Origin of the sequence: Streptacidiphilus anmyonensis (genome assembly GCF_000787855.1) — a bacterium.
Taxonomy (GTDB): domain Bacteria; phylum Actinomycetota; class Actinomycetes; order Streptomycetales; family Streptomycetaceae; genus Streptacidiphilus; species Streptacidiphilus anmyonensis.
Genome location: NZ_BBPQ01000023.1, coordinates 75,024 through 95,687 on the forward strand (window position 1 = coordinate 75,024; position 20,664 = coordinate 95,687).

Here is a 20,664-nt window from a genome sequence, read left to right on the forward strand (position 1 = left end):
AGCATTCCTGAGGACCCCACCGGCCACAAGAGAACGGGAGATGACGATGGATCAGCCCGTCCGTCGGGCCCGGCCCATGCACGCTAGGATCCGTCCGCTCTGTGCGCGAACGCGCCGGGGTTCACATGCTCGGGGAGGGGCGGGGGATGTCCAGGCGTATGCCCGGAATGAGACGGCTGGCTCTGGTCGGTTCAGCGGCTTTGATCGCGATGGCGCCGCTGACGGGAGCGGTCCCTGCGGTGGCGGACTCGGCTCTGCCGTCGACGATGAAGGACGTGCTGGACATCGCGCCGGTCGACGGGGCGCCGAGCACGACGACACAGGCGGTTTTCTCCAGCGCGACCGGCTCCCTGTTCACGATCAGCGGCGTCTCCGGATACAGCTGGCTCGACTACGCCTCGGGGAACGTCACCACGGTCCCGGGCCTGCCGTCGACGACTGATGAGGTCGTCGACGCCGACGGGGAACAGTTCGACCTCTTCGACCCCGGGACCGGCCTTCTGCGGGTGGGAGATCCGCGGACCGGCGGCCCCTGGACCGCGTTCACCGTGCCGAGCGGATCAGGGCCGGTCGCCGTGCACGGCTCAGAGGTCCTGACGCACGTGACGGCGACGAACACCTACACGCTCCTCAGCTACGACAGCTCCGGGGCCGCGACGCCGATTCCGATCACCGGCCTGCCGACCGGCGGCGTCCTCAACCCCTGGATGAGCGGCGACTCCTTCGGCATGGTCCTCGGGTTCGCCACCTCGGACCAGGTGGCCCACTGGGGCGTGGTGGACTGGGCGACGGGGGCCTACCGCGAGCCCACATCGCTGTCCGGCGGAAATCCGGGGGCCCTCGGCATCTCAGGGGACAATGCGATCTTCTACCCGCCGGATCCGGCGAAATCCGGCCTCAAGATGCTCGTGTACCCGATCGGGGAAGCCCTGTCGGGTGCCGACGTGACACCGCGAAGTCCGAGCGTGGATCTTCCGTTCGTGGCACCTGCCACCGTGATCGGCGACCATGTGGTCTCCCTGCGTTACAACCAGCTCGTGGACCTGCCGCTGAACGGCGGGTCACCCAAGGTGCTGGACTCGAACGCCTCCTCGTGGGGCCCCTGGGACCCTGATGCCGTGGTCGCCGGTTCGTACGACCCTGGCGACGTCTCCCACCGGCGTTACACCGTGAAACGCTGGACTCCGGCCGCGGACGGAAGCCTGACCGGCCAGGTCGTCTACACCCCCACCATCCCGAAGTCGCACCTCGTTTCGCTGTGGATGCAGAGCGGCGTGCTCGGCTACAGCCGTGACTGGGACCCGACCACCACGACCACGGTGCCCGTCACCGCCGGAGCAGACACGGTCGCCCCCGACGGTCAGCTCGCCCCGGGCTGGGAGCTCCCCAAGGCCGGCTCGGGCCTGCCGGCGGGAACGCTGGTCCAGGTGGACCGGTCGGGACGGCAACTGCGCACCATCGACACCGGCGGGGCGTGTACCCCCGAGGACTTCCAGACCTCGCAGCACTGGCTCTACTGGAACTGCGGCGCCACGGCGCCCGCCGGCGTCTACGACCTCACCTCGGGCGTCCGCATCCCGCTCGCCTCGCGGGCCCCCTACACCTCGCGCATCAGCGACGGGTTCCTGGTCGACCAGGACCCCACGTCCGGCTCGGTGCGACTGACCGACTTCCACAGCGGAACAGCTTCCGCACCGGTCGCCATCGGGACAGCAAGCGTGTGGGGCAACGCGCGCCCGGGGGGCAGCTGGGCCGTCGACGCGTCCGACGGACTGATCGCCTACGAGAGCACGAGCGATCGGGCCGTCCACGTCATCGATCCCGGGATTCCCCACTCCCCGACGACGGCGTCGGCGCAGGCCTTCACCGGGACCGGAGCCAACCTCAGCAGCGTCACAGCCCAGGTCTCGCAACCCGTGGACGGTTGGCAGGCAACCGTTGTCAGGAGGTCCACCGGCAAGGTCGTCGCAAGGATGAGCGGCGGGCCCGCACATGCCTCCTTCACGGCCACATGGACCGGACCGAAGCCGTACAACGGCATCTACGACTGGTCGGTCAGCGTCCTCCCGCGCGGAGGAACCGCCTACGTACCGGTCGCTACCGTGCCCGAACCGGTCATCGACAGTGTGCCCGACCGGCATGTCTACAGCACCGGCGACCACCCGGACCTGCTGGCGATCCGGACCGACGCCGGAGGCTCGGTCTGGTGGACCCCGAACAACAGCGGACGCATCGTGCCGGAGCAGACCCCGAGTTGCCACCAGAGTGGGACGACCGAGGCCTACCTTCCTTATCGTGCGCTGATCCCGATCAGCCACCAGGCCGGGAGCGGGTCGAACGACCTGCTCGCCGTCGACCGCTACGGCAACCTCTGGTGGTACCCGACCGTCGACGCCTCCGGCACCTGCCCGGAGAAGGCCTACGCCCAGCGCGTCGGGTCCGGCTGGGGCCAGTACACGCAGGTCGTCTCGCCCGGGGACCTCAACGGGGACGGGCACGACGACCTCGTCGCGCGGGACTCCTCCGGCACGCTGTGGTTCTACGCGGGCCGTGGGGAGGGCGTGTTCGCGCCGCGAGCGCGGATCGGCGGCGGGTGGAACACCTACACGCACCTGGTCGGCGTCGGCGCGCTGACCGGCTCCGGGTACGGGAACCTGCTGGCGGTGGACGGCTCCGGGGTGTTGTGGCGCTACGACGCTGACGGGCACGGCGGGTTCCACGCGCGGGTGCGGATCGGCGGCGGGTGGAGCCAGTACAACGACTTCGTCGGGATCGGCGACTGGAACCAGAACGGCACCTACGACCTGCTGGCGCGGGACCACAACGGGGTGCTGTGGTTCTACGACGGCACCGGCCAGGGCACGTTCCGTCCGCGCAGCGAGATCAGCGCCGGGTGGGGCGGGGACTGGGGTCTGTTCTGACGGCGTAGGTCGCACTCATGGGAAGGGCCCCGCACGCGGATGCGCGCGGGGCCCTGCTCCGTGTGCGGCGTCAGTCGCCCTGGCGGGCGACCGTGAGCTGGTCCGCGCCCTCGTCGGCGTCGACGAGGACGGTGTCGCCGTCGCGGACCTCGCCGGCGAGGATCGCGCGGGCGAGCTTGTCGCCGATGGCCGACTGGACCAGGCGGCGCAGCGGGCGGGCGCCGTAGGCCGGGTCGTAGCCCGTGATCGCGAGCCAGTCGCGGGCGGCCTCGGTGACGTCCAGGATGATCCGGCGGTCGGCGAGGCGCCGGTCCAGCGCGGCGACCTGGAGGTCGACGATGCGGCCCAACTCGGCCGTGGACAGCGGCTCGAAGACCACGATGTCGTCCAGGCGGTTCAGGAACTCGGGCTTGAACGAGGCCCGGACGACCTCCAGGACCCGGTCCTTCTTCGCCGAATCCTCCACCGTCGGGTCCACCAGGAACTGCGAGCCCAGGTTGGAGGTCAGGATCAGGATGGTGTTGCGGAAGTCGACCGTCCGTCCCTGACCGTCCGTCAACCGGCCGTCGTCCAGCACCTGGAGGAGGATGTCGAAGACCTCCGGGTGGGCCTTCTCGACCTCGTCCAGCAGCACCACCGTGTACGGGCGGCGCCTGACGGCCTCGGTGAGCTGGCCGCCCTCCTCGTAGCCCACGTAGCCGGGGGGCGCACCCACCAGCCGCGCGACGCTGTGCTTCTCGCTGTACTCGCTCATGTCGATGCGGACCATGGCCCGCTCGTCGTCGAAGAGGAAGTCCGCCAGCGCCTTGGCCAGCTCGGTCTTACCGACGCCGGTCGGACCGAGGAAGAGGAACGAGCCGGTCGGACGGTCCGGGTCGGCGATGCCGGAGCGGGCGCGCCGCACCGCGTCGGAGACGGCCTGGACGGCGGCGAGCTGGCCGACCAGACGGCGGCCGAGCTCGTCCTCCATCCGCAGCAGCTTCGCCGTCTCGCCCTCCAGCAGTCGCCCGGCGGGAATGCCCGTCCAGGACGCCACGACGTCCGCGACGTCGTCCGGGCCGACCTCCTCCTTGACCATGGACGAGGTGGTGGACTCGGTCCGCGCCGCATCCTGGGCCTCGGCGAGCTCCTGCTCGGCGGCCGGGATGTCCGCGTACATCAGCCGGGAGGCGGAGGCGAAGTCGCCGTCGCGCTGGGCGCGTTCGGCCTGGCCGCGGAGGCCGTCGAGGCGCTCCTTGAGCTCGCCGACCTTGTTGAGGCTGCTCTTCTCCTGCTGCCAGCGCGCCGTCAGCGCGCCCAACTGCTCCTGCTTGTCCGCGAGATCGCGGCGCAGCCGGGACAGACGCTCGACGCTGGCCGCGTCGGACTCCTTGGACAGCGCCATCTCCTCCATCCGCAGCCGGTCGACGGAGCGCTGCAGCTCGTCGATCTCGACCGGGGAGGAGTCGATCTCCATGCGCAGCCGGGACGCCGCCTCGTCGACCAGGTCGATGGCCTTGTCCGGCAAGAAACGCGAGGTGATGTAGCGGTTGGACAGGGTGGCGGCGGCGACCAGCGCCGCGTCCGCGATCTGCACTTTGTGGTGGGCCTCGTAGCGGCCCTTGAGACCGCGCAGGATCGCGATGGTGTCCTCGACGCTGGGCTCGCCGACCAGCACCTGCTGGAAGCGGCGCTCCAGCGCGGCGTCCTTCTCGATCCGCTCGCGGTACTCGTCGAGCGTGGTCGCGCCGACCATGCGCAGCTCGCCGCGGGCCAGCATGGGCTTGAGCATGTTGCCCGCGTCCATCGCCGAGTCCCCGCCGGCGCCCGCGCCGACGAGCGTGTGCAGCTCGTCGATGAAGGTGATGACCTGGCCCTCGCTGGACTTGATGTCGTTCAGGACGGCCTTGAGCCGCTCCTCGAACTCGCCGCGGTACTTGGCGCCCGCGACCATCGCGCCGAGGTCCAGCGCGACCAGGCGCTTGCCGCGCAGCGACTCCGGCACGTCGCCGGCGACGATGCGCTGGGCGAGCCCCTCGACGACGGCGGTCTTGCCGACGCCGGGCTCACCGATCAGGACGGGGTTGTTCTTGGTGCGGCGGGAGAGCACCTGCACCACGCGGCGGATCTCGTGGTCGCGGCCGATGACCGGGTCGAGCTTGCCGTCGCGGGCGGCCTGGGTGAGGTCGGTGCCGTACTTCTCCAGCGCCTTGTAGCTGCCCTCGGGGTCCGGGGAGGTGACCCGGGCGCTGCCGCGCACCTCCTTGAAGGCGTCGAGCAGCGCCTTGGCGGTGGCGCCCTCGGCCTTGAGCGCCTCCGCGGCCGGGCCGCCCTCCGCGGCGAGGCCGACCATGAGGTGCTCGGTCGAGACGTACTGGTCGTCCAGCTCGGCCGCGCGGGCGGCGGCCTCGTTGAGGACGGCGACGGTCTGCCGGGCCAGCTGCGGCGCGGCGACCGTCGAGCCCTGGGCGCTGGGCAGCGCGAGGGCCAGGCGCTCGGCCGCGCCGCGCAGGCGCGCCGGGTCCGCCCCGACCGCCTCCAGCAGCGGCCGGGCGATGCCCTCGGGCTGCTCCAGCAGGGCGAGGAGGACGTGTACGGGCGTCACGTCCGGGTTGCCCGCGCCCGACGCCTGCCGGATCGCCGCGGACAGGGCCTCCTGGGCCTTGGTGGTGAGCTTGCTCGCATCCACGTGTGTTCGGTCCTCCTCCGCCGGTCGCACCCGGGCTCGCCTGTGGCCGCAGTGTCTGCGCTATGTCTGCCTCATCAAGCATGACATAAGTTGAGTCTATTCCACTCAACCTTTCGCGCCGCTGTCCTCCGCCGTCTCTCGCCATCCTCCGCCGTCTCCCGCCGTCTCCCGCTCAGACCTCGTGCGGGTGCTCCTCCGCATGGAGGTGGTCGACGCACACCGCGATCGAGAGCAGCAGCGGCACGTCCTCGCCGTCGGCCACGTCGATCGCGTAGGTGTCGCGGACCGAGAACCACTTCTTGCTGACCTGGGCGATCCGGCGCCCGTCCTGCTCCAGGGTGAACTCGTGGTCGGTGAAGTTGCCGTGGACCTCGATCTCGCCGCCGCCGACGGCGTCCCCCAGCTCGGCGAGGTACTTGTCGCGGAAGACGGTGATCAGCTTCTTCTTGACCGTGGCGATGCGCTCGCCGTCGCGCTCGACCATCATCGTGTCGCGGACCGCGATCATCTTCTTCTTGATCACGGCGACGATCTCGCCGGTGTGGTGGTCCTTGAGCTCGAACGTCTCACGGATGCGCAAGGCCTTGCCGTCGACGAGGAACGCCTTGTCGCCGTGCTCGGTGGTGATCCAGTGGTCGTCGCCGATACCGAAGACCCGCTCGCGCATCAGAAACTTCATCGTGCTTTCCCTCTTTCGCATGTGCCGGGGCGTCATCGGACATGCTGCCACCCGCGGAGAGCTCAGCCCATGCGCGACGGCAACCGGAACGGGTCCGGGACGGCTCCGGGACAGGCGCGGGACCCGACCGGGACACGTGCGCCCGAGGCAAGCGCGCCGGACCGGCACGCCCAGGACCGGCGCGCACCCCTCCGGCGCGCGCTACCGTCTCCCGCATGACGCTGCTGGACGAGCCCGGCCCACTGCTCGGCACGGGCCGCACCGCCGACGTGTACGCCCTCCCCGACGGCCGAGTGCTCCGCCGCTACCGGGACGGGCTCGACGCCACCGGTGAACTCGCCGTCATGGCCCGCCTGTTCGAGCACGGCTATCCGGTGCCCCGGGTCTGGCCCGGCCCCCACCACCACGACCTGATCATGGAGCGCCTCTCCGGTCCCACCCTGGCCGAGGCCACCGCAGCGGGCACGGTCAGCGCCGACGCCGCCGGCGAGCTCCTCGTCACCCACCTGCGCCGGCTCCACGCGATCCCCGCCCAGCACTCGTCCGATCCGTCGGACCGCGTCCTGCACATGGACTTCCACCCGCTGAACGTCATGCTGACGCCCGACGGCCCGGTCGTCATCGACTGGGCCACCGCGACCGAGGGGCCTCCCGCCCTGGACCGCGCGACGAGCGCGCTCATCCTGGCCCAAGCCGCCGTGGCATTCCCGGAGTTCGCGGCGCTCGCCCGTGCCGTCCTGCCGCCCTTCCTGCGCCACCTCGGCCCCGTCGACCCCGCCCAGCTGAACCACGCCCGCGACCTCCGCGCGGGCAATCCGACCCTGACCCCGGTCGAGATCGCCGCCCTCGACGAGGCGATGACCCTGCTGGCGCATCTCGGCTGACGCACGGCCGCAGGCGGGCCCGTGGGCCGACCGCTCAGCGCGTCCGGGGCTGGATCGGGCGGCCGGTCGTCGCGTCGACGAGGGTGCGCCGACCCAGGGGCGCGTGGAGCGTCGTGGTCACCTCGACGAGCGTGACGTAGGGCGGGCAGATCCCGGGCGGACGGGTCGTCGTCAAGGTCAACCGGACCTCCGTGGCGGACTCCGCGGCCTGGAGCGAGAGCCGGCGGCATCCGCCGCCGAGGGCCTGGACGCCGACCGTGAGGCCGCCGTCCGTCACGGTGACGGCCTCGATCGGGGTCTTCACCCCGGTCGGCGCGCCGGGCGTCGGCGTCGCCGTCGCCGTGCCCGTCCGCGTCGCCGTTCCTCCGGCGCCCGCCGTGGTTCCGGACCCCGCTCCGGATCCCGCTCCCGAGCCACAGCAGGTCAGCAGCACGCCCGCGAGGGCGACCGCCGCGACTCGCACCCCTTGCTCACGCCTCATGTCCCTTTGATGCCCGCGTGGGCGCACCGGTTCCCACCGATCGAAAAACCCCGGACGGAAGCTCCCGGCCGCGCGCATGATGACCCCATGGGAAAGACATACGAACGCATCGACGGCCGGCTGCGGGAGTTCATCGAGGCGCAGCACATGTTCTTCACCGCCACCGCGCCGCTCTCCGGCGACGGCACCGTGAACCTCTCGCCGAAGGGCCTCACCGGCTCGTTCGCGGTGATCGACGAGCAGACCGTGGCCTACCTCGACTTCGCCGGCAGCAATGCCGAGACCATCGCCCACCTGCGGGAGAACGGCCGGATCACGCTGATGTGGTGCGCCTTCGACGGCCCGCCGAACATCGTGCGGGTGCACGGGCGCGGCGAGCCCGTCTTCCGTGACGACCCGCGCTGGCCGGAGCTGGTCTCCCACTTCCCCGCGATCGACCCGGCCCCGCACGGCCCGCGCGCGATCATCATGGTGACCGCAGAACTGGTCCGCGACACCTGCGGCTACGCCGTGCCGTTCATGACCTACGACGAGGACCGGCCGCTGCACCGCTCCCGCTTCGAGCGGGAGACGGACGAGAGCCTGGACGCGTACTTCCACAAGAAGGAGCACATCGAGCACAGCATCGACGGCCTGCCCGGCCTTCCGCTCCCGCTGCCGCCGTTGCCGCCGCTGCCCGCCAACGCCTGAGCGGCCGAGTGCCTGAACGCCTGAATGCCTGCCTAGGTCAGGTCCCAGAGCAGGCGGTAGTAGCCGATCCGCTCCGGGTCGGGCTCGACGCCGTACGCGTCGAGCAGCGGGCGCTCCCATCCCGGGCCGTAGTTCCACTGGGTGCTCCACGTCGCGATCGCGAGATCGGCCCAGCGGTCGGCGACGCCGAGCGCACCGAGATCGACGTGCCCGCTGAACCGCCCGTCGTCCCCGACCAGGGTGTTGGGCGCGCAGGCGTCGCCGTGGCAGACGACGGGGACGTCCACCGGCGGCACGTCCGCGAGGACGTCGAGCGCCTGGTCGAGGGAGCCGAGGCCCAGGTGCTCGCGCGACCACTCCGGCAGCTCAGCTTCCCCCGCCCCGGCCCGTCCCCGTGCCACGCCGAGCCGCGCCTCGGCGGACCAGTCGAACGGGCACCGCGGCACCGGCAGCGCCTCGTGCAGCATCCGCAGCCCGGCCCCGATCGCCCGCACGGCCGCCCCGGGATCGCGCCTCCACCGCTCCTCGACGGCGCTGCGCCCCGGCAGACCGCGCGTCACGATCCACGTCCCGGCCTCGTCCGCCCCCTCGCCGACCACCTCCGGAACGGTGACGAACCCGCCCGCCCAGCGCAGCCGCGCCACTTCGGCGGACAATTCGACGCCGCTGCCGACGGGGGCCCACTTCACGAACTCCCGCGTGTGGCCTGTGCCGACCTGGAACGTCAGCCCGCCCGCCTCGTTCCGCCACACGGCCCGCACAGGGCGTCCGGCGGCGAGCTCGACGACGAACTCCGGTACCTCGACGGGCTCCTGGGGAAACGTGGCAACCATTCCGGCATTCTGTGCGGGGGCGCCGTCAGTCGGCCAACGCTTTTTCAGCCGCACACCGCGCGTGGATGTGCGCGTCGTGCCGACCGTCCGCGTGCAGCCACACGCTCCGGCGGACACCCTCCAGCGAGAACCCGCACTTCTCGGCGACACGGCAGGACGCCGTGTTGGCCACGGCGTGCCCGAGCTCGAGCCGCTGGAACCCCGCGTCGAAGGCCCACGCCGCCATCGCCTCAACAGCGCGCGGTCCGACCCCCCTCCCCCGCGCGGCCGGAACGGTCCAGTACGCGACGTGCGCCGTGCCGTCCGCGAAGTTCAACCCCTTCAACGCGGCGCGGCCGAGCAGACCGTCGCTCCCGGCGTCGACCACCGCCCAGCTCGCCTCGCTCTCGGCCGCCCAACCACCGCGCCAGCCGGCGACCCACTCCGCCGCCTCGGCGACGGAGTCCGCCCGCCGCACATGCCACCGCTGGATCTCGGGATCCTCGTACGCGGCCCTCACCGCCGGGGCGTCATCAACCGTCCACGGCCGCAGCAGCAGGCCGCCTTCGGCCACGAGTGTCGGCTGCTCCCGGGACGCGAGGGAACCAGGCTGCACGGTGGGCGCGACGAGAGTGGGCACGCGCCGGATTATCCAAGCTCAGAGCCTTGGTGCGCCAGGCTCCGGTTCGCCCTGCGCCGGGTGCGGGAAAGTCGGCCGGAGTCCACTTGCCCTGTCGTGGCGCAGCCCAGGCGGTTCTCCGTTCCCGGCGGTCTGGCAGCCGGTGGCCTCATCCGGGAGGATCGGAGTGGACTGATGAGTCAGCCGGTACCGGACGGGGCGGAGCTCATCCCCCGACCCACGAAGTCCCCTGCCGCCCTCAAGGCTGCGCTCGCCGTCGTCGCCGCAGACCAACTGCCCGAGATGGTGGAAGGGCAGACCAAGGCCATGGCCGAGGCCATCACCACCGGGGGCATCGCTCCCATCCAGGCGTTCGTCGCCCACTGGGCCGCGGTGGTGGAAATCGAACGCCGCCCGGAAACGGCGAGGGCGTACCACCGAGCGGACTACCTTGCCAACCACGGCGAGACCGTCGGCGAATGCCGGAGGCACGCCGTCGTCCTGGCTGAGATCTACCGATCCGCCTTCGCAGCGGTGAACGGGTGAGCTGGAGCTGGGAGTACCTGCCGAGCCAGGAGTACGTCACCGAGGGCGCGCCTCAGGATTTCCTCACGGCGGTCGCAGGCAAGGCCGAGGAACTGGTGCGGGCGGCCGAAGCCTTGTACCTGGACGGGACTACCTCCTCGGGGCGCTGAAGCGGAAGGGCCGCCCAGTACCAAGCGCGTGCGGCACCGGCGCGCTCCAGGTCGTTGCCCTTGCGCAGGTATCGCTGTATGGATACGGCCCCGAAACGACGGACAGCCTCGCCCGGACCACCTCGTCCAGGCACTGGCGGAAGGCCTCGCTCCCGTCCTGGCTCCGCTCGGGCAACGGTGGGAAGCCCCGGAGCGCTCCCTCGTCATTCCCCTCGGCGCCGTTACCCTGACCCACAGCCACGTCCCCACCCCAGTCGCGAACCCGCCCGGCAGCCTGTTCGGCGGCCACTCCCTCACGGATCTGCGGGGGAAGATCGTGGTACTCGACTTCTGGACCTTCTGCCACTGAACTCGGCCGTCCCGAGCCGGGCAGGGGCGGATGATCCGCCCTGCCCGGCTGTTGCTTACGCGGTACGTCAGGTCCGGACGGTGAAGTACTGCCAGGCACCGTTGGTGCTGAGGTTGGCGTTGTCGGTGGCACTGTGCACGTAGTGGGCCGAGAAGCGGTAGAGATGGCCGGTGGCACCCGGCAGGGTGAGCGTGCCGCCTGTGACACTCGACGGACTGAGCTTCTGGCACGAGGTGGTGATGACGGCGTGCCAGGCGGACGAGTAGTACTCCTGCACCTGGAAGTAGACGCACTCGCCGTACTTGTTCGGAGCCACGTCCGCGGCGATCGCGGGCCGGGTGGTGTGGTGGTACACCCGGTACAGGGTCGTGCCGTCGTGGGTGCTCGTGTAGTACCCGCTCTGCGACTCGCCGACATACGCGTAGGCGTACACCCCCGTGGACGCCGTCGCGGGCGCGTAGCGGTAGTCGCCCGGGAACGAGACGGAGAACGTCGTGCGGCGGGTGACCTTGTAGCTCGCCGTCAGATTGCCCCGGGTGTCCGCGATACCCGTCTTGACCAGGACCTTGCTACCGCCGTAGGGCTGCGCGTAGATCGACACCGTACGGCCGTTGTAGGTGGTGCCGAGGTGTGCGGTCACGGTCGCCGCAGCACCGTAGGCGTACGTGCCCGCGTTGGTCGCGATGGAGGCCGCGGTCGCGGCGCGCGAGACCTGCACCGTGACGGACGCGGTCACCCCCAGGTGGGTCGCGTCACCGGGGTAGACCACCGTGTAGACGTTGGGGCCGCCGATCTGCGGGGTGTCCTGGAAGGACAGCGAGCCGTCAGCCGCCACCGCGGCCGTGCCGAGGCTGTACCCGTTCGGGTGGGCCAGGTCGGTCTTGGTGATCTGGACGTTCACACCCGCCGTGTACGGCTCGTACGGATCGGCGGTCAGGTTCGCGCTGACCGTGAGCCCTGCGCCGCGGTTCACGGCGGACGGCGCGTGGAAGGTCAGACCTGGCGCGTCCGGGCTGAAGTTCAAAAACCCCGACGACTCCGTCGGCGCGAGGGTGTCGGACCCCGCGAAGGCCACGTCGTAGCGGAAGTGAAGGCCCGGGCCCGGGACGTCAGTGACACTGAACGAGTGGCTGACCGGGTCGACGGTGGCGGCGGGCAGAGCCACGGACTGCTGGGTGTCGGTGTTGACACGGGTCACGGCGACGGTGGTGCCCGGAGGGATGATCCCCTGCCCCAGCTCGGTGTAGATCACACCGGTGAAGGCGACGCCGGACGGGGTGGCCTTGCTGAACGACGGGTTGGTGATGGTGGTGCTCAGCTTCGCGACGTCCAGCGTGAGGGACGTCGTCGCGGGCCGGTGCGTCGCGTCGCCCGCATAACTGACCTGGTAGGTGTACGTTCCGACCGCGCCGACGGTGTCGTTGACCGAGAAGGTGCCGTCCGCGCCCAGCGTCGTGTCCGGCAGCGCCGAACCGTTCCGCGTCACCTGGAGCGCGGCCCCCGCCGGGATCGCGCCCTTCGTCGCCAGCGTTCCGGGGAGCGTGAACTGCTGCGTGGGGACGGGCATCGCCGACGGGTACGCCAGGCTGAGCGAGGTGTCGGTCAGCCGGGGGTTGCTCAGGATGTTGAGCGTGAGGGCGCCGGCGGCGTCCTTGGTCACGGCGTAGAGGGACAGGCCGTCCGCACCCCAGGCGAGTCCGTCGGGCGCCAGAGTGCTCGGGGCGAAGCCGACGCTGCCCATCGGCTGGTTGCCGCTGTGCGTGACCCACACGTCCGAACCGGAGGTGATGTCACTCCCGGTGGCGATGGTTCCGTCGGACGCCAAGGAGACGGCGTCCGGACCGTAGGTCGAGCCTCCGGCGTAGCCGCCCGGCGAAGCGGACATGAGGGTCCTCGTCAGGAAGGATCCGACCTGGAACTGCTGCGGCGCGGCCAGCAGTACCCGGCTCCCGTCAGCCGTGACGGCCAGGGAGGCCGCCGTACCGCCGTAGACCAAGGTGTCTGCGAGCGTGCGGGGCGCTGCGCCGGTGACGTCGAACGTGGCCACATGGCTGAGGTTCTGGTCGGGCTCCTCAGCGGCGAGAACACCGCCGCCGGTCGCGAGGAGCGGCGACTGGCTCCAGTGCGACATGGCCGGCTCGGGCGTCGCGACGGGCGCCGCCGCGCTGGTGTCGACCTGACCGATGCCGCTGGGTCCGCCGACCGGGCCGTACCCGTACCAGACGGTACTGCCGACGACAGCCACGGACGCCGGGGCGCTGCCCGTGCCGGTCGAATACCGCGCGGCCTCCGTGAGCGTTGACGTGTCGATCGCCGCAACGGCGTCCCCGTCGGCCAGCGCCGCGTACAACCGGCTGCCGTCGGCGGAGAGCGCCAGGCCGGTCGCCCCGGCCTCGTTCGGGATCGTGGCTACCTGGTTCCCGGACAGGTCGGTCACGAGGATGGACACGCTCCCCGCGCCTTGGCTGAAGAAGAGATGCTGGTGAGCGGCGTCGACCACCATGTGGGAGTAGGCCGACAACGCGAGTGCGGTCGAGGTGTCGGCGTGCGCCGCGGTGGCGGGGATCCCGAGGGTCGTGACGGTTCCGGCGACAACGGACACCAGCGTCGCGAGGGAAACCTTCCGGAGGCGCATGGGGCTCCTGGGGGCGTGGTGAGAAACGAGCAGGCGGAGACTAGCGCAGCCCCTGCACTGGTCGGCGCCCGCCCCGATACGTCCCGTCAGGTCCTCTTCATGCATGCCCGGAATGCGCGCGCAGCCCGATGCGGTTGGATGCAGGTATGGCTTCACGTGCACGCGTCCGCGCTCCCCAGCTGGTCGGCAAGGGTGGATGGCTCAACACCGGCGGCAAGGATCTGACCCTCGCGGATCTGCGGGGGAAGATCGTGGTACTCGACTTCTGGACCTTCTGCTGCATCAACTGTCTGCATGTCCTCGACGAGCTCCGGGAGCTCGAGGAGGCGCATCGGGAGACGTTGGTGATCGTCGGGGTGCACTCGCCGAAGTTCGTGCACGAGGCCGAGCATCAGGCCGTGGTGGACGCCGTGGCGCGGTACGAGGTGGAGCACCCCGTGCTGGACGATCCCGAGCTGGCCACGTGGAAGCAGTACGCGGTCCGGGCCTGGCCGACGCTCGTGGTGATCGACCCCGAGGGGTACGTCGTGGCGCAGCATGCCGGGGAGGGGCATGCGCACGCGATCGCCGCGCTGGTGGCGGAGCTGGAGGCGGAGCACGAGGCGAAGGGGACGCTCCGGCGCGGGGACGGGCCGTACGTGGCGCCGGAGGCGGTGCCCGGGGTGCTGAAGTTCCCCGGGAAGGCGGTCGCGCTGCCCGACGGCGGGTACCTGGTGGCGGACTCCGGGCACCACAGCCTGGTCGAGCTGGCCGCGGACGGGGAGACCGTCGTGCGGCGGATCGGCAGCGGGGAGCGCGGGTTCACGGACGGGAAGGCCGAGGCCGCCCGGTTCAGTGAACCGCAGGGCCTGGCGCTGGTCGAGGGCGGAAGCGACGGCCGGGCGTACGACGTCGTGGTGGCCGACACGGTCAACCACGCGTTGCGCGGGGTGAACCTGGCGACCGGCGAGGTGACCACGCTGGCCGGGACGGGGCGGCAGTGGTGGCAGAACTCCGCCACCAGCGGTCCGGCCCGGGACGTGGACCTGTCGTCACCGTGGGATGTGGCGTGGTTCGACGGCCGGGTGTGGATCGCGATGGCCGGGACGCACCAGCTGTGGAGCTACGACCCGGACGCCGACACCGTCCAGGTCGAGGCCGGGACGACGAACGAGGGGCTGGTCGACGGTCCCGCCGCCGAGGCGTGGTTCGCGCAGCCGTCCGGGCTCGCGGTCGCCGCGGACGGGAGCCGGCTGTGGGTGGCCGACTCCGAGACCTCCGCCGTGCGGTACGTGGCGGCCGGGACGCACGAGGTGCGGACCGCCGTCGGGACCGGGCTGTTCGACTTCGGGCACCGGGACGGCGATGCCGCGCAGGCGCTGCTCCAGCACCCGCTCGGGGTGACCGTCCTGCCCGACGGATCGGTCGCGATCGCGGACACCTACAACCACGCGCTGCGCCGCTTCGATCCGGAGACCGGCGAGGTCAGCACGCTCGCCACCGACCTGCGGGAGCCGTCCGGGGCGGTGGTGGACGGGGACGAGATCGTGGTGGTCGAGTCCGCCCGCCACCGGCTGACCCGGCTGCGGCTGCCGGAGGAGGCGGTGCAGGTGGAGGCCGCCGCGCACCGGACGCAGCGGCCCGCGACCGAGATCGCGGGCGGCACGCTCGCGCTGGACGTCGTCTTCACCCCGCCGGCCGGGCAGAAGCTGGACGAGACCTACGGTCCCGCCACCCGCCTGCTGGTCAGCTCCACACCGCCGGAGCTGATCCTCGTGGGCGCCGGCCCGGACACCGCACTGCGGCGCGAGCTGACCCTGAACCCGGACGTCAGCGAGGGCGTGCTGCACGTCTCGGCCATGGCCGCTTCCTGCGACGCGGACCCGGCGATCGAGTTCCCGACCTGCCACGTGCACCAGCAGGACTGGGGCGTGCCGGTCCGCGTCACCGCGCAGGGGACGGACCGGCTCGCCCTGGTGCTGGCCGGGATGGACCAGCAGTAGCGCGAGCCGCGGCCGGCCTCAGCTCTCGAGGAACGCCTTGAGGGCCGCGGCCAGCAGGAACGGGTCGTCCGCCCCGCACAGCTCGCGCGCGGAGTGCATGGACAGGGCGGCGACGCCGCAGTCCACCGTCGCGATGCCGAGGCGGGCGGCCGTGATCGGGCCGATGGTCGTGCCGCAGGGGACCGAGTTGTTGGAGACGAAGCTCTGCCACGGCACGCCCGCCTTCTCACAGGCGGCGGCGAAGACGGCGCGGCCGGTCGCGTTGGTGGCGTAGCGGTTGTTGACGTTGACCTTGAGGATCGGGCCGCCGTTCGGCAGCGGGCGGTGGCCCGGCTCGTGGCGCTCGCTGTAGTTCGGGTGGACGGCGTGGCCCATGTCGGAGGAGAGGCAGATCGTGCCGGCCAGGGCCCGGGCGCGGTCCTCCTGAGTCCCGCCGCGGGCGAAGACGGAGCGGTCGAGGACGTTGCCGAGCAGCGGGCCCTGGGCGCCGGTGTCGGACTCGCTGCCGGTCTCCTCGTGGTCGAAGGCGGCCAGCACCGGGATGTGGTCCGGCTCGGCGTCGGCGGCCGCGACGGCCGCGAGCGCCGCGGTGCCGGCGTGGACGGAGAGCAGGTTGTCCAGGCGCGGCGCGGCCAGCAGCTCGCGGTCCCGGCCGAGGTAGGACGGCGGCTGCACGTCGTGGACCATGAGGTCCCAGCCGACGACGTCCGCCTCGGCGACGCCGGCCGCGGCGGCGACGTAGGCGATGAGGGAGCCCTCGTCGACCTCGCCGAGGCCCCAGACCGGGGTGAGGTGGCGCTGCCGGTCGAGCGTCAGCGCCTCGTTGACGCTGCGGTCCAGGTGGACGGCCAGCTGCGGGACGCGCAGCAGCGCCTCGTCGATGCGGACCAGGACGACCCGGCCGTCGCGCAGCGCGAGCCGGCCGGAGAGGCCGAGGTCGCGGTCGAGCCAGGTGTTGAGCGGGACCCCGCCGTAGATCTCGACGGCGACCTGGCGCCAGCCGTCCGCACCGGTGTCCGGGACCGGCTTGACGCGGAGGTTGGGCGAGTCGGTGTGGGCGCCGACGATGCGGAACGGGGTGGCCGGGGTGGCCCCCTCGGGGACGTACCAGGCGATGAGCGCGCCGCCGCGGATGAGGTAGCGCCCGCCGGGCGCCGCGTCCCAGGCCGCCGTCTCCTCCACCTGCCGGAAGCCCGCCTTCTCCAGCCGTGCCGCCGCCTCGGCCACCGCGTGGAAGGGTGACGGGCTCGACTGCAGGTAGGCGATGAGGTCATCGGTGTGGCTGCGGTCGAAGGCAGGCGTGGCGGTGTGCGTGGAGGCGGCAGCGGGGGTCAAAGCGGGCTCCAGACGTGCTGAGAATGTGCTGAGGGAGGCGATCTCTCCGGTCGAGCATAGGGCCGACACCGACAGGCGCGCGTTGATCGAGCCTTCGTTCACCATGGCGAAGGGTGGCGAGCGGGACGGGTGGCGGCCGCCTCCGGGAGCCGCCGGGGACGCCGCAGGACGCGCGCGGGACGGGCGAAGGACGGCCGCGCAGGGCACGGGCGGGACGCGGGCAGGACGTGCGCAGGGCGCGGGACGCACGAGGGCCCGGACCCTTCCCGGGTCCGGGCCCTGCGTAGTCAGACGGTGCTCAGACGGTGCTCAGCGGGTGCCGGGCACGCGGCCGATCGGCGTGGGCGCCGATCAGAAAGCCTCCTCCGCGAGGTCCATGATCGCGTTGTCGATGCCCTCGGCGATCAGGCGCTGCGTGTGCACGGTCGGCAGCACGTTGCGGGCGAAGAAGCGGGCCGCGGCGATCTTGCCCTGGTAGAACGGCACGTCCTTTTCCGAGGCGCCCTCCGCCAGCTTGGTCTGGGCGACGGCGGCCGCGCGCAGCAGCAGCCAGCCGAGGACCACGTCGCCGGAGGCGAGCAGCAGGCGGGTGGTGTTCTGGCCGACCTTGTACATGTTGCGCAGGTCCTGCTCGACCGTGCCGAGCTGGGCCAGCATGGTGCCGACCAGGGCCTCCAGGTCGCCCGCGGCGGCGGCCAGCGCGTCGCGCTCGGCGGCCAGCTCGTCGCCGCCGACGCCGGCGGCGATGGACTTGAGGATCTGCTCCGACAGCGCGGTCAGCGCCTGGCCCTGGTCCTTGACGATCTTCCGGAAGAAGAAGTCCTGGCCCTGGATGGCGGTGGTGCCCTCGTAGAGGGTGTCGATCTTGGCGTCCCGGATGTACTGCTCGATCGGGTACTCCTGCAGGAAGCCGGAGCCGCCGAAGGTCTGCAGCGACTGGGCCAGCTGCTCGTAGGACTTCTCCGAGCCGTAGCCCTTGACGATCGGCAGCAGCAGGTCGTTCAGGCGCTCGGCGGCGGAGGCGTCCTCACCGCGGGCCTTGAGCAGCTGCACCTCGTCCTGGACGGACGCGGTGAACAGGACCAGCGCGCGCATGCCCTCGGCGTAGGCCTTCTGGGTCAGCAGCGAGCGGCGGACGTCCGGGTGGTGCGTGATGGTGACGCGCGGCGCGGTCTTGTCCAGGAACTGCGCCAGGTCCGGGCCCTGCACACGCTCCTTGGCGTACTCCAGGGCGTTCAGGTAGCCGGTGGAGAGGGTGGCGATCGCCTTGGTGCCGACCATCATGCGGGCGAACTCGATGATGCGGAACATCTGGCGGATGCCGTCGTGCTTCTCGCCGACCAGCCAGCCCTTGGCCGGGTGCTTGGCGCCGAAGGTCATCTCGCAGGTGTTGGAGGCCTTGAGGCCCATCTTGTGCTCGACGTTGGTGGCGTAGGCGCCGTTGCGCTCGCCCAGCTCGCCGGTCTCCCAGTCGAAGTCGTACTTCGGCACGATGAAGAGCGACAGGCCCTTGGTGCCGGGGCCGGCGCCCTCGGGGCGGGCCAGCACCAGGTGGATGATGTTCTCGGACATGTCGTGCTCGCCCGAGGTGATGAAGCGCTTGACGCCCTCGATGTGCCAGGTGCCGTCGGGCTGCTGGATCGCCTTGGTGCGGCCGGCGCCCACGTCGGAGCCCGCGTCGGGCTCGGTCAGCACCATGGTGGCGCCCCAGCCCTTGTCGACCATGAGCTGGGCGACCTTGGACTGCTCCTCGGTGCCCTCCTCGTGGATGACGCCGGCGAAGGCCGGGCCGGAGGAGTACATCCAGATGGCCGGGTTCGAGCCCAGGATCAGCTCGGCGTAGGCCCAGACCAGGGAGTTCGGGGTGGGCGTGCCGCCGATCGCCTCCGGGATGCCGAGACGCCAGTACTCGGAGTCCATGAAGGCCTGGTAGCTCTTCTTGAAGGTCGCCGGTATCGGGGCCGTGTTGGTCTCCGGGTCGAAGACCGGCGGGTTGCGGTCGGCGTCGGTGAAGGACGCGGCAAGGTCGTTCTCGGCGAGACGCGCGATCTCGGACAGGATGGACTTCGCCGTCTCGACGTCCATCTCGGCGAACGGACCGGTGCCGTAGACCTCGTCGCGACCGAGCACCTCGAAGAGGTTGAACTCCAGGTCGCGGAGGTTGGACTTGTAGTGACCCATAGTCGTGAACCCTCAACTCGATCGACGAGATCTACAGCGATCTACCAGTGAGACCTTCTACCTGCTACCAGCAGGTAGCTGCCATGATGCTACCCAAGGGTAACTTAGATCAACCCCCTGCGGCCCTGGCGTAGGTCACATCGCTCGCTAGCCTTGACCTGTGTACGGCTACGAGCAGCCCCAGCAGGGGCCGAACCCCGGCTATCAGCAGCCCTACCCGGAGCCCACTCCGCCCTCGCTGGCGGATGCGATCCGGGCCTTCACCTCGGGTGCGATGACGGTCGAGGACTTTCAGTCGATCTTCATCACCTCGAAGATCTACTGCCCACGCGGGGACCGCCCCGGCTTCCTCGCCCTGCACAACACGCCCCAACCGGTGATCCCGATGTTCAGCTCCCTCAAGGAGCTGCGCCGGTACGCCGGCAAGGACTCGAAGTTCTTCACCGTGACGGGCGCGGAAGTGCTGGACCTCCTGCCCACCGGCTACGGCTTCGCGATGGACATGGAGGGCGAGCACCGGATGGTCTTCGACGCGAAGGCTGTCGAACAGATGGTCGATTTCACCATGCGGAGGATGTACGGATAAGGCGGACGGGGGGTCGTCCGTCACAGGGGCGGGAATTAGTTGACGCTTCAACTTGCTTAGAGATTCAACGTTCAACTACCTTGGACGTGTCGAAGCAAGAGCAAGGAGGCAGCCATGCCCGCTGTGACCGTAGAGAACCCCCTGGTCCTGCCGCGCGTGGAGACGCCGGACCCGGGCACCACGACGCCGCGCCCGGTCCTGGGCGTGGTCACGGCTCCCGAGGGCTTCGAGGGCGAGGGTTTCCCGGTCCGTCGCGCCTTCGCGAAGATCAACACCAAGTACCTCGACCCGTTCATCATGATGGACCAGATGGGTGAGGTGGAGTACGCGGCCGGCGAGCCCAAGGGCACCCCGTGGCACCCGCACCGCGGCTTCGAGACCGTGACGTACATGATCGACGGCGAGTTCGTGCACCAGGACTCGACCGGCGGCGGCGGTCACCTCAGCGGCGGCGACACCCAGTGGATGACGGCCGGCTCCGGCATCCTCCACATCGAGACCCCGCCGGAGCACCTGGTCATGAGCGGCGGCCTGTTCCACGGCATCCAGCTGTGGGTGAACCTGCCGGCCTCGGACAAGATGATCCAGCCGAAGTACCAGGACATCCACGGCGGCGAGGTGAAGCTGCTGTCCACCCCCGACGGGGGCGCGGTCCTGCGGCTCATCGCCGGCGACCTGGGCGGCCACCAGGGCCCCGGCACGACCTTCACCCCGATCACGCTGCTGCACGCCACGATCAGCCCCGGCGCGCGGATCACCCTGCCGTGGCGGCCGGACTTCAACGCGCTGGTCTACGTGCTGGGCGGCGAGGGCACGATCGGCGAGGAGAACCGGCCGATCCACATGGGCCAGTCGGCGGTCTTCGGCGACGGCGACAGCATCGCGCTGCAGGCCTCCGCGATGCAGGAGTCGCGCTCGCCCAACATGGACGTCATCATCCTCGGCGGCGAGCCGATCAAGGAGCCGGTGGCGCACTACGGCCCGTTCGTGATGAACAGTCACCGCGAACTGCAGCAGGCAATCGAGGACTTCAACGCCGGACGATTCGGGCAGATCCCCGTGACCAGGGATTAGTCGCCCCCCGATCGAGCCTGCACGAGAACCCCGTTCACGAATTGAGTGGACGGGGTTCTCGCTTGTCTGTCAG

The 20,664-nt window shown here is 71.0% G+C and carries 16 protein-coding genes; 8 read left to right on the forward strand and 8 right to left on the reverse strand.

The window, feature by feature from the left end; translation table 11 throughout:
- Positions 1-239 precede the first annotated feature (239 nt).
- Positions 240-2,921 carry an FG-GAP-like repeat-containing protein gene (locus TR50_RS20940; protein WP_152648516.1) on the forward strand — a complete coding sequence of 894 codons (2,682 nt, stop codon included), beginning with the start codon at positions 240-242 and terminating at the stop codon, positions 2,919-2,921.
- 70 nt (positions 2,922-2,991) lie between these two features.
- Here TR50_RS20940 and clpB read toward each other — a convergent pair whose 3' ends face one another.
- Positions 2,992-5,589, reverse strand: a complete 2,598-nt coding sequence (gene clpB / locus TR50_RS20945) for an ATP-dependent chaperone ClpB (protein WP_042423578.1) — start codon at positions 5,587-5,589, stop codon at positions 2,992-2,994.
- Between the two features lie 172 nt (positions 5,590-5,761).
- On the reverse strand, positions 5,762-6,268 hold the full coding sequence (locus TR50_RS20950; protein ID WP_042423580.1) for an LURP-one-related family protein: 507 nt from the start codon (positions 6,266-6,268) through the stop codon (positions 5,762-5,764).
- A gap of 215 nt (positions 6,269-6,483) precedes the next feature.
- On the opposite strand from TR50_RS20950, the gene TR50_RS20955 reads away from it, so the two are divergent.
- On the forward strand, positions 6,484-7,152 hold the full coding sequence (locus TR50_RS20955) for a phosphotransferase (RefSeq protein ID WP_042423583.1): 669 nt from the start codon (positions 6,484-6,486) through the stop codon (positions 7,150-7,152).
- Positions 7,153-7,186: 34 nt separating this feature from the next.
- Here the strand turns inward: TR50_RS20955 and TR50_RS42715 are convergent, their stop codons facing one another.
- Entirely contained in the window at positions 7,187-7,633 is a 447-nt protein-coding gene (locus TR50_RS42715) for a hypothetical protein (protein WP_152648518.1), read from the reverse strand.
- Between the two features lie 87 nt (positions 7,634-7,720).
- Here TR50_RS42715 and TR50_RS20965 point away from each other — a divergent pair, with 87 nt between their 5' ends.
- Positions 7,721-8,323, forward strand: coding sequence for a pyridoxamine 5'-phosphate oxidase family protein (locus tag TR50_RS20965; RefSeq protein ID WP_042423587.1), 603 nt, complete (start codon positions 7,721-7,723; stop codon positions 8,321-8,323).
- 32 nt (positions 8,324-8,355) lie between these two features.
- On the opposite strand, the gene TR50_RS20970 is transcribed toward TR50_RS20965, so the two are convergent.
- Together TR50_RS20970 and TR50_RS20975 are read right to left on the reverse strand one after the other, a co-directional pair.
- Complete coding sequence (locus tag TR50_RS20970; RefSeq protein ID WP_042423589.1) at positions 8,356-9,156, reverse strand: aminoglycoside 3'-phosphotransferase; 801 nt, start codon at positions 9,154-9,156, stop codon at positions 8,356-8,358.
- 25 nt (positions 9,157-9,181) lie between these two features.
- Entirely contained in the window at positions 9,182-9,775 is a 594-nt protein-coding gene (locus TR50_RS20975) for a GNAT family N-acetyltransferase (protein ID WP_042423592.1), read from the reverse strand.
- 174 nt (positions 9,776-9,949) lie between these two features.
- Between TR50_RS20975 and TR50_RS20980 the strand changes: the two genes are divergently transcribed.
- Together TR50_RS20980 and TR50_RS46825 are read left to right on the forward strand one after the other, a co-directional pair.
- On the forward strand, positions 9,950-10,300 hold the full coding sequence (locus tag TR50_RS20980; protein WP_042423596.1) for a DUF6247 family protein: 351 nt from the start codon (positions 9,950-9,952) through the stop codon (positions 10,298-10,300).
- Entirely contained in the window at positions 10,297-10,449 is a 153-nt protein-coding gene (locus TR50_RS46825; RefSeq protein WP_160311143.1) for a hypothetical protein, read from the forward strand. Before TR50_RS20980 ends, TR50_RS46825 begins: the two co-directional genes overlap by 4 nt.
- A 416-nt stretch (positions 10,450-10,865) precedes the next feature.
- On the opposite strand, the gene TR50_RS20985 is transcribed toward TR50_RS46825, so the two are convergent.
- Complete coding sequence (locus tag TR50_RS20985; RefSeq protein WP_042423598.1) at positions 10,866-13,433, reverse strand: hypothetical protein; 2,568 nt, start codon at positions 13,431-13,433, stop codon at positions 10,866-10,868.
- 146 nt (positions 13,434-13,579) lie between these two features.
- Between TR50_RS20985 and TR50_RS20990 the strand changes: the two genes are divergently transcribed.
- The gene (locus TR50_RS20990; RefSeq protein WP_042423601.1) at positions 13,580-15,415 is read left to right on the forward strand and encodes an NHL domain-containing thioredoxin family protein; all 1,836 of its coding nucleotides are present in this window, start codon (positions 13,580-13,582) and stop codon (positions 15,413-15,415) included.
- A gap of 18 nt (positions 15,416-15,433) precedes the next feature.
- Here TR50_RS20990 and TR50_RS20995 read toward each other — a convergent pair whose 3' ends face one another.
- A complete protein-coding gene (locus TR50_RS20995) occupies positions 15,434-16,750 on the reverse strand; it encodes a M18 family aminopeptidase (protein ID WP_042423604.1) in 1,317 nt (438 codons plus the stop codon).
- A gap of 351 nt (positions 16,751-17,101) precedes the next feature.
- Positions 17,102-18,931 (reverse strand): acyl-CoA dehydrogenase, encoded by a 1,830-nt coding sequence (locus TR50_RS21000; protein WP_042423606.1) that lies wholly within the window; start codon positions 18,929-18,931, stop codon positions 17,102-17,104.
- 160 nt (positions 18,932-19,091) lie between these two features.
- Here TR50_RS21000 and TR50_RS21005 point away from each other — a divergent pair, with 160 nt between their 5' ends.
- Together TR50_RS21005 and TR50_RS21010 are read left to right on the forward strand one after the other, a co-directional pair.
- Entirely contained in the window at positions 19,092-19,517 is a 426-nt protein-coding gene (locus tag TR50_RS21005) for an SseB family protein (RefSeq protein ID WP_042370143.1), read from the forward strand.
- A 114-nt stretch (positions 19,518-19,631) separates the two neighbouring features.
- On the forward strand, positions 19,632-20,591 hold the full coding sequence (locus TR50_RS21010; protein WP_042423609.1) for a pirin family protein: 960 nt from the start codon (positions 19,632-19,634) through the stop codon (positions 20,589-20,591).
- Positions 20,592-20,664: the final 73 nt, after the last annotated feature.

What these genes read in the sequence shown, in the direction of transcription:
- TR50_RS20950 (WP_042423580.1), bottom strand. Translation starts at nt 6,268, where the DNA reads ATGAAGTTTCTGATGCGCGAGCGGGTCTTCGGTATCGGCGACGACCAC.
- TR50_RS20955 (WP_042423583.1), top strand. Translation starts at nt 6,484, where the DNA reads ATGACGCTGCTGGACGAGCCCGGCCCACTGCTCGGCACGGGCCGCACC.
- TR50_RS42715 (WP_152648518.1), bottom strand. Translation starts at nt 7,633, where the DNA reads ATGAGGCGTGAGCAAGGGGTGCGAGTCGCGGCGGTCGCCCTCGCGGGC.
- TR50_RS20965 (WP_042423587.1), top strand. Translation starts at nt 7,721, where the DNA reads ATGGGAAAGACATACGAACGCATCGACGGCCGGCTGCGGGAGTTCATC.
- TR50_RS20970 (WP_042423589.1), bottom strand. Translation starts at nt 9,156, where the DNA reads ATGGTTGCCACGTTTCCCCAGGAGCCCGTCGAGGTACCGGAGTTCGTC.
- TR50_RS20980 (WP_042423596.1), top strand. Translation starts at nt 9,950, where the DNA reads ATGAGTCAGCCGGTACCGGACGGGGCGGAGCTCATCCCCCGACCCACG.
- TR50_RS20985 (WP_042423598.1), bottom strand. Translation starts at nt 13,433, where the DNA reads ATGCGCCTCCGGAAGGTTTCCCTCGCGACGCTGGTGTCCGTTGTCGCC.
- TR50_RS20990 (WP_042423601.1), top strand. Translation starts at nt 13,580, where the DNA reads ATGGCTTCACGTGCACGCGTCCGCGCTCCCCAGCTGGTCGGCAAGGGT.
- TR50_RS21000 (WP_042423606.1), bottom strand. Translation starts at nt 18,931, where the DNA reads ATGGGTCACTACAAGTCCAACCTCCGCGACCTGGAGTTCAACCTCTTC.
- TR50_RS21010 (WP_042423609.1), top strand. Translation starts at nt 19,632, where the DNA reads ATGCCCGCTGTGACCGTAGAGAACCCCCTGGTCCTGCCGCGCGTGGAG.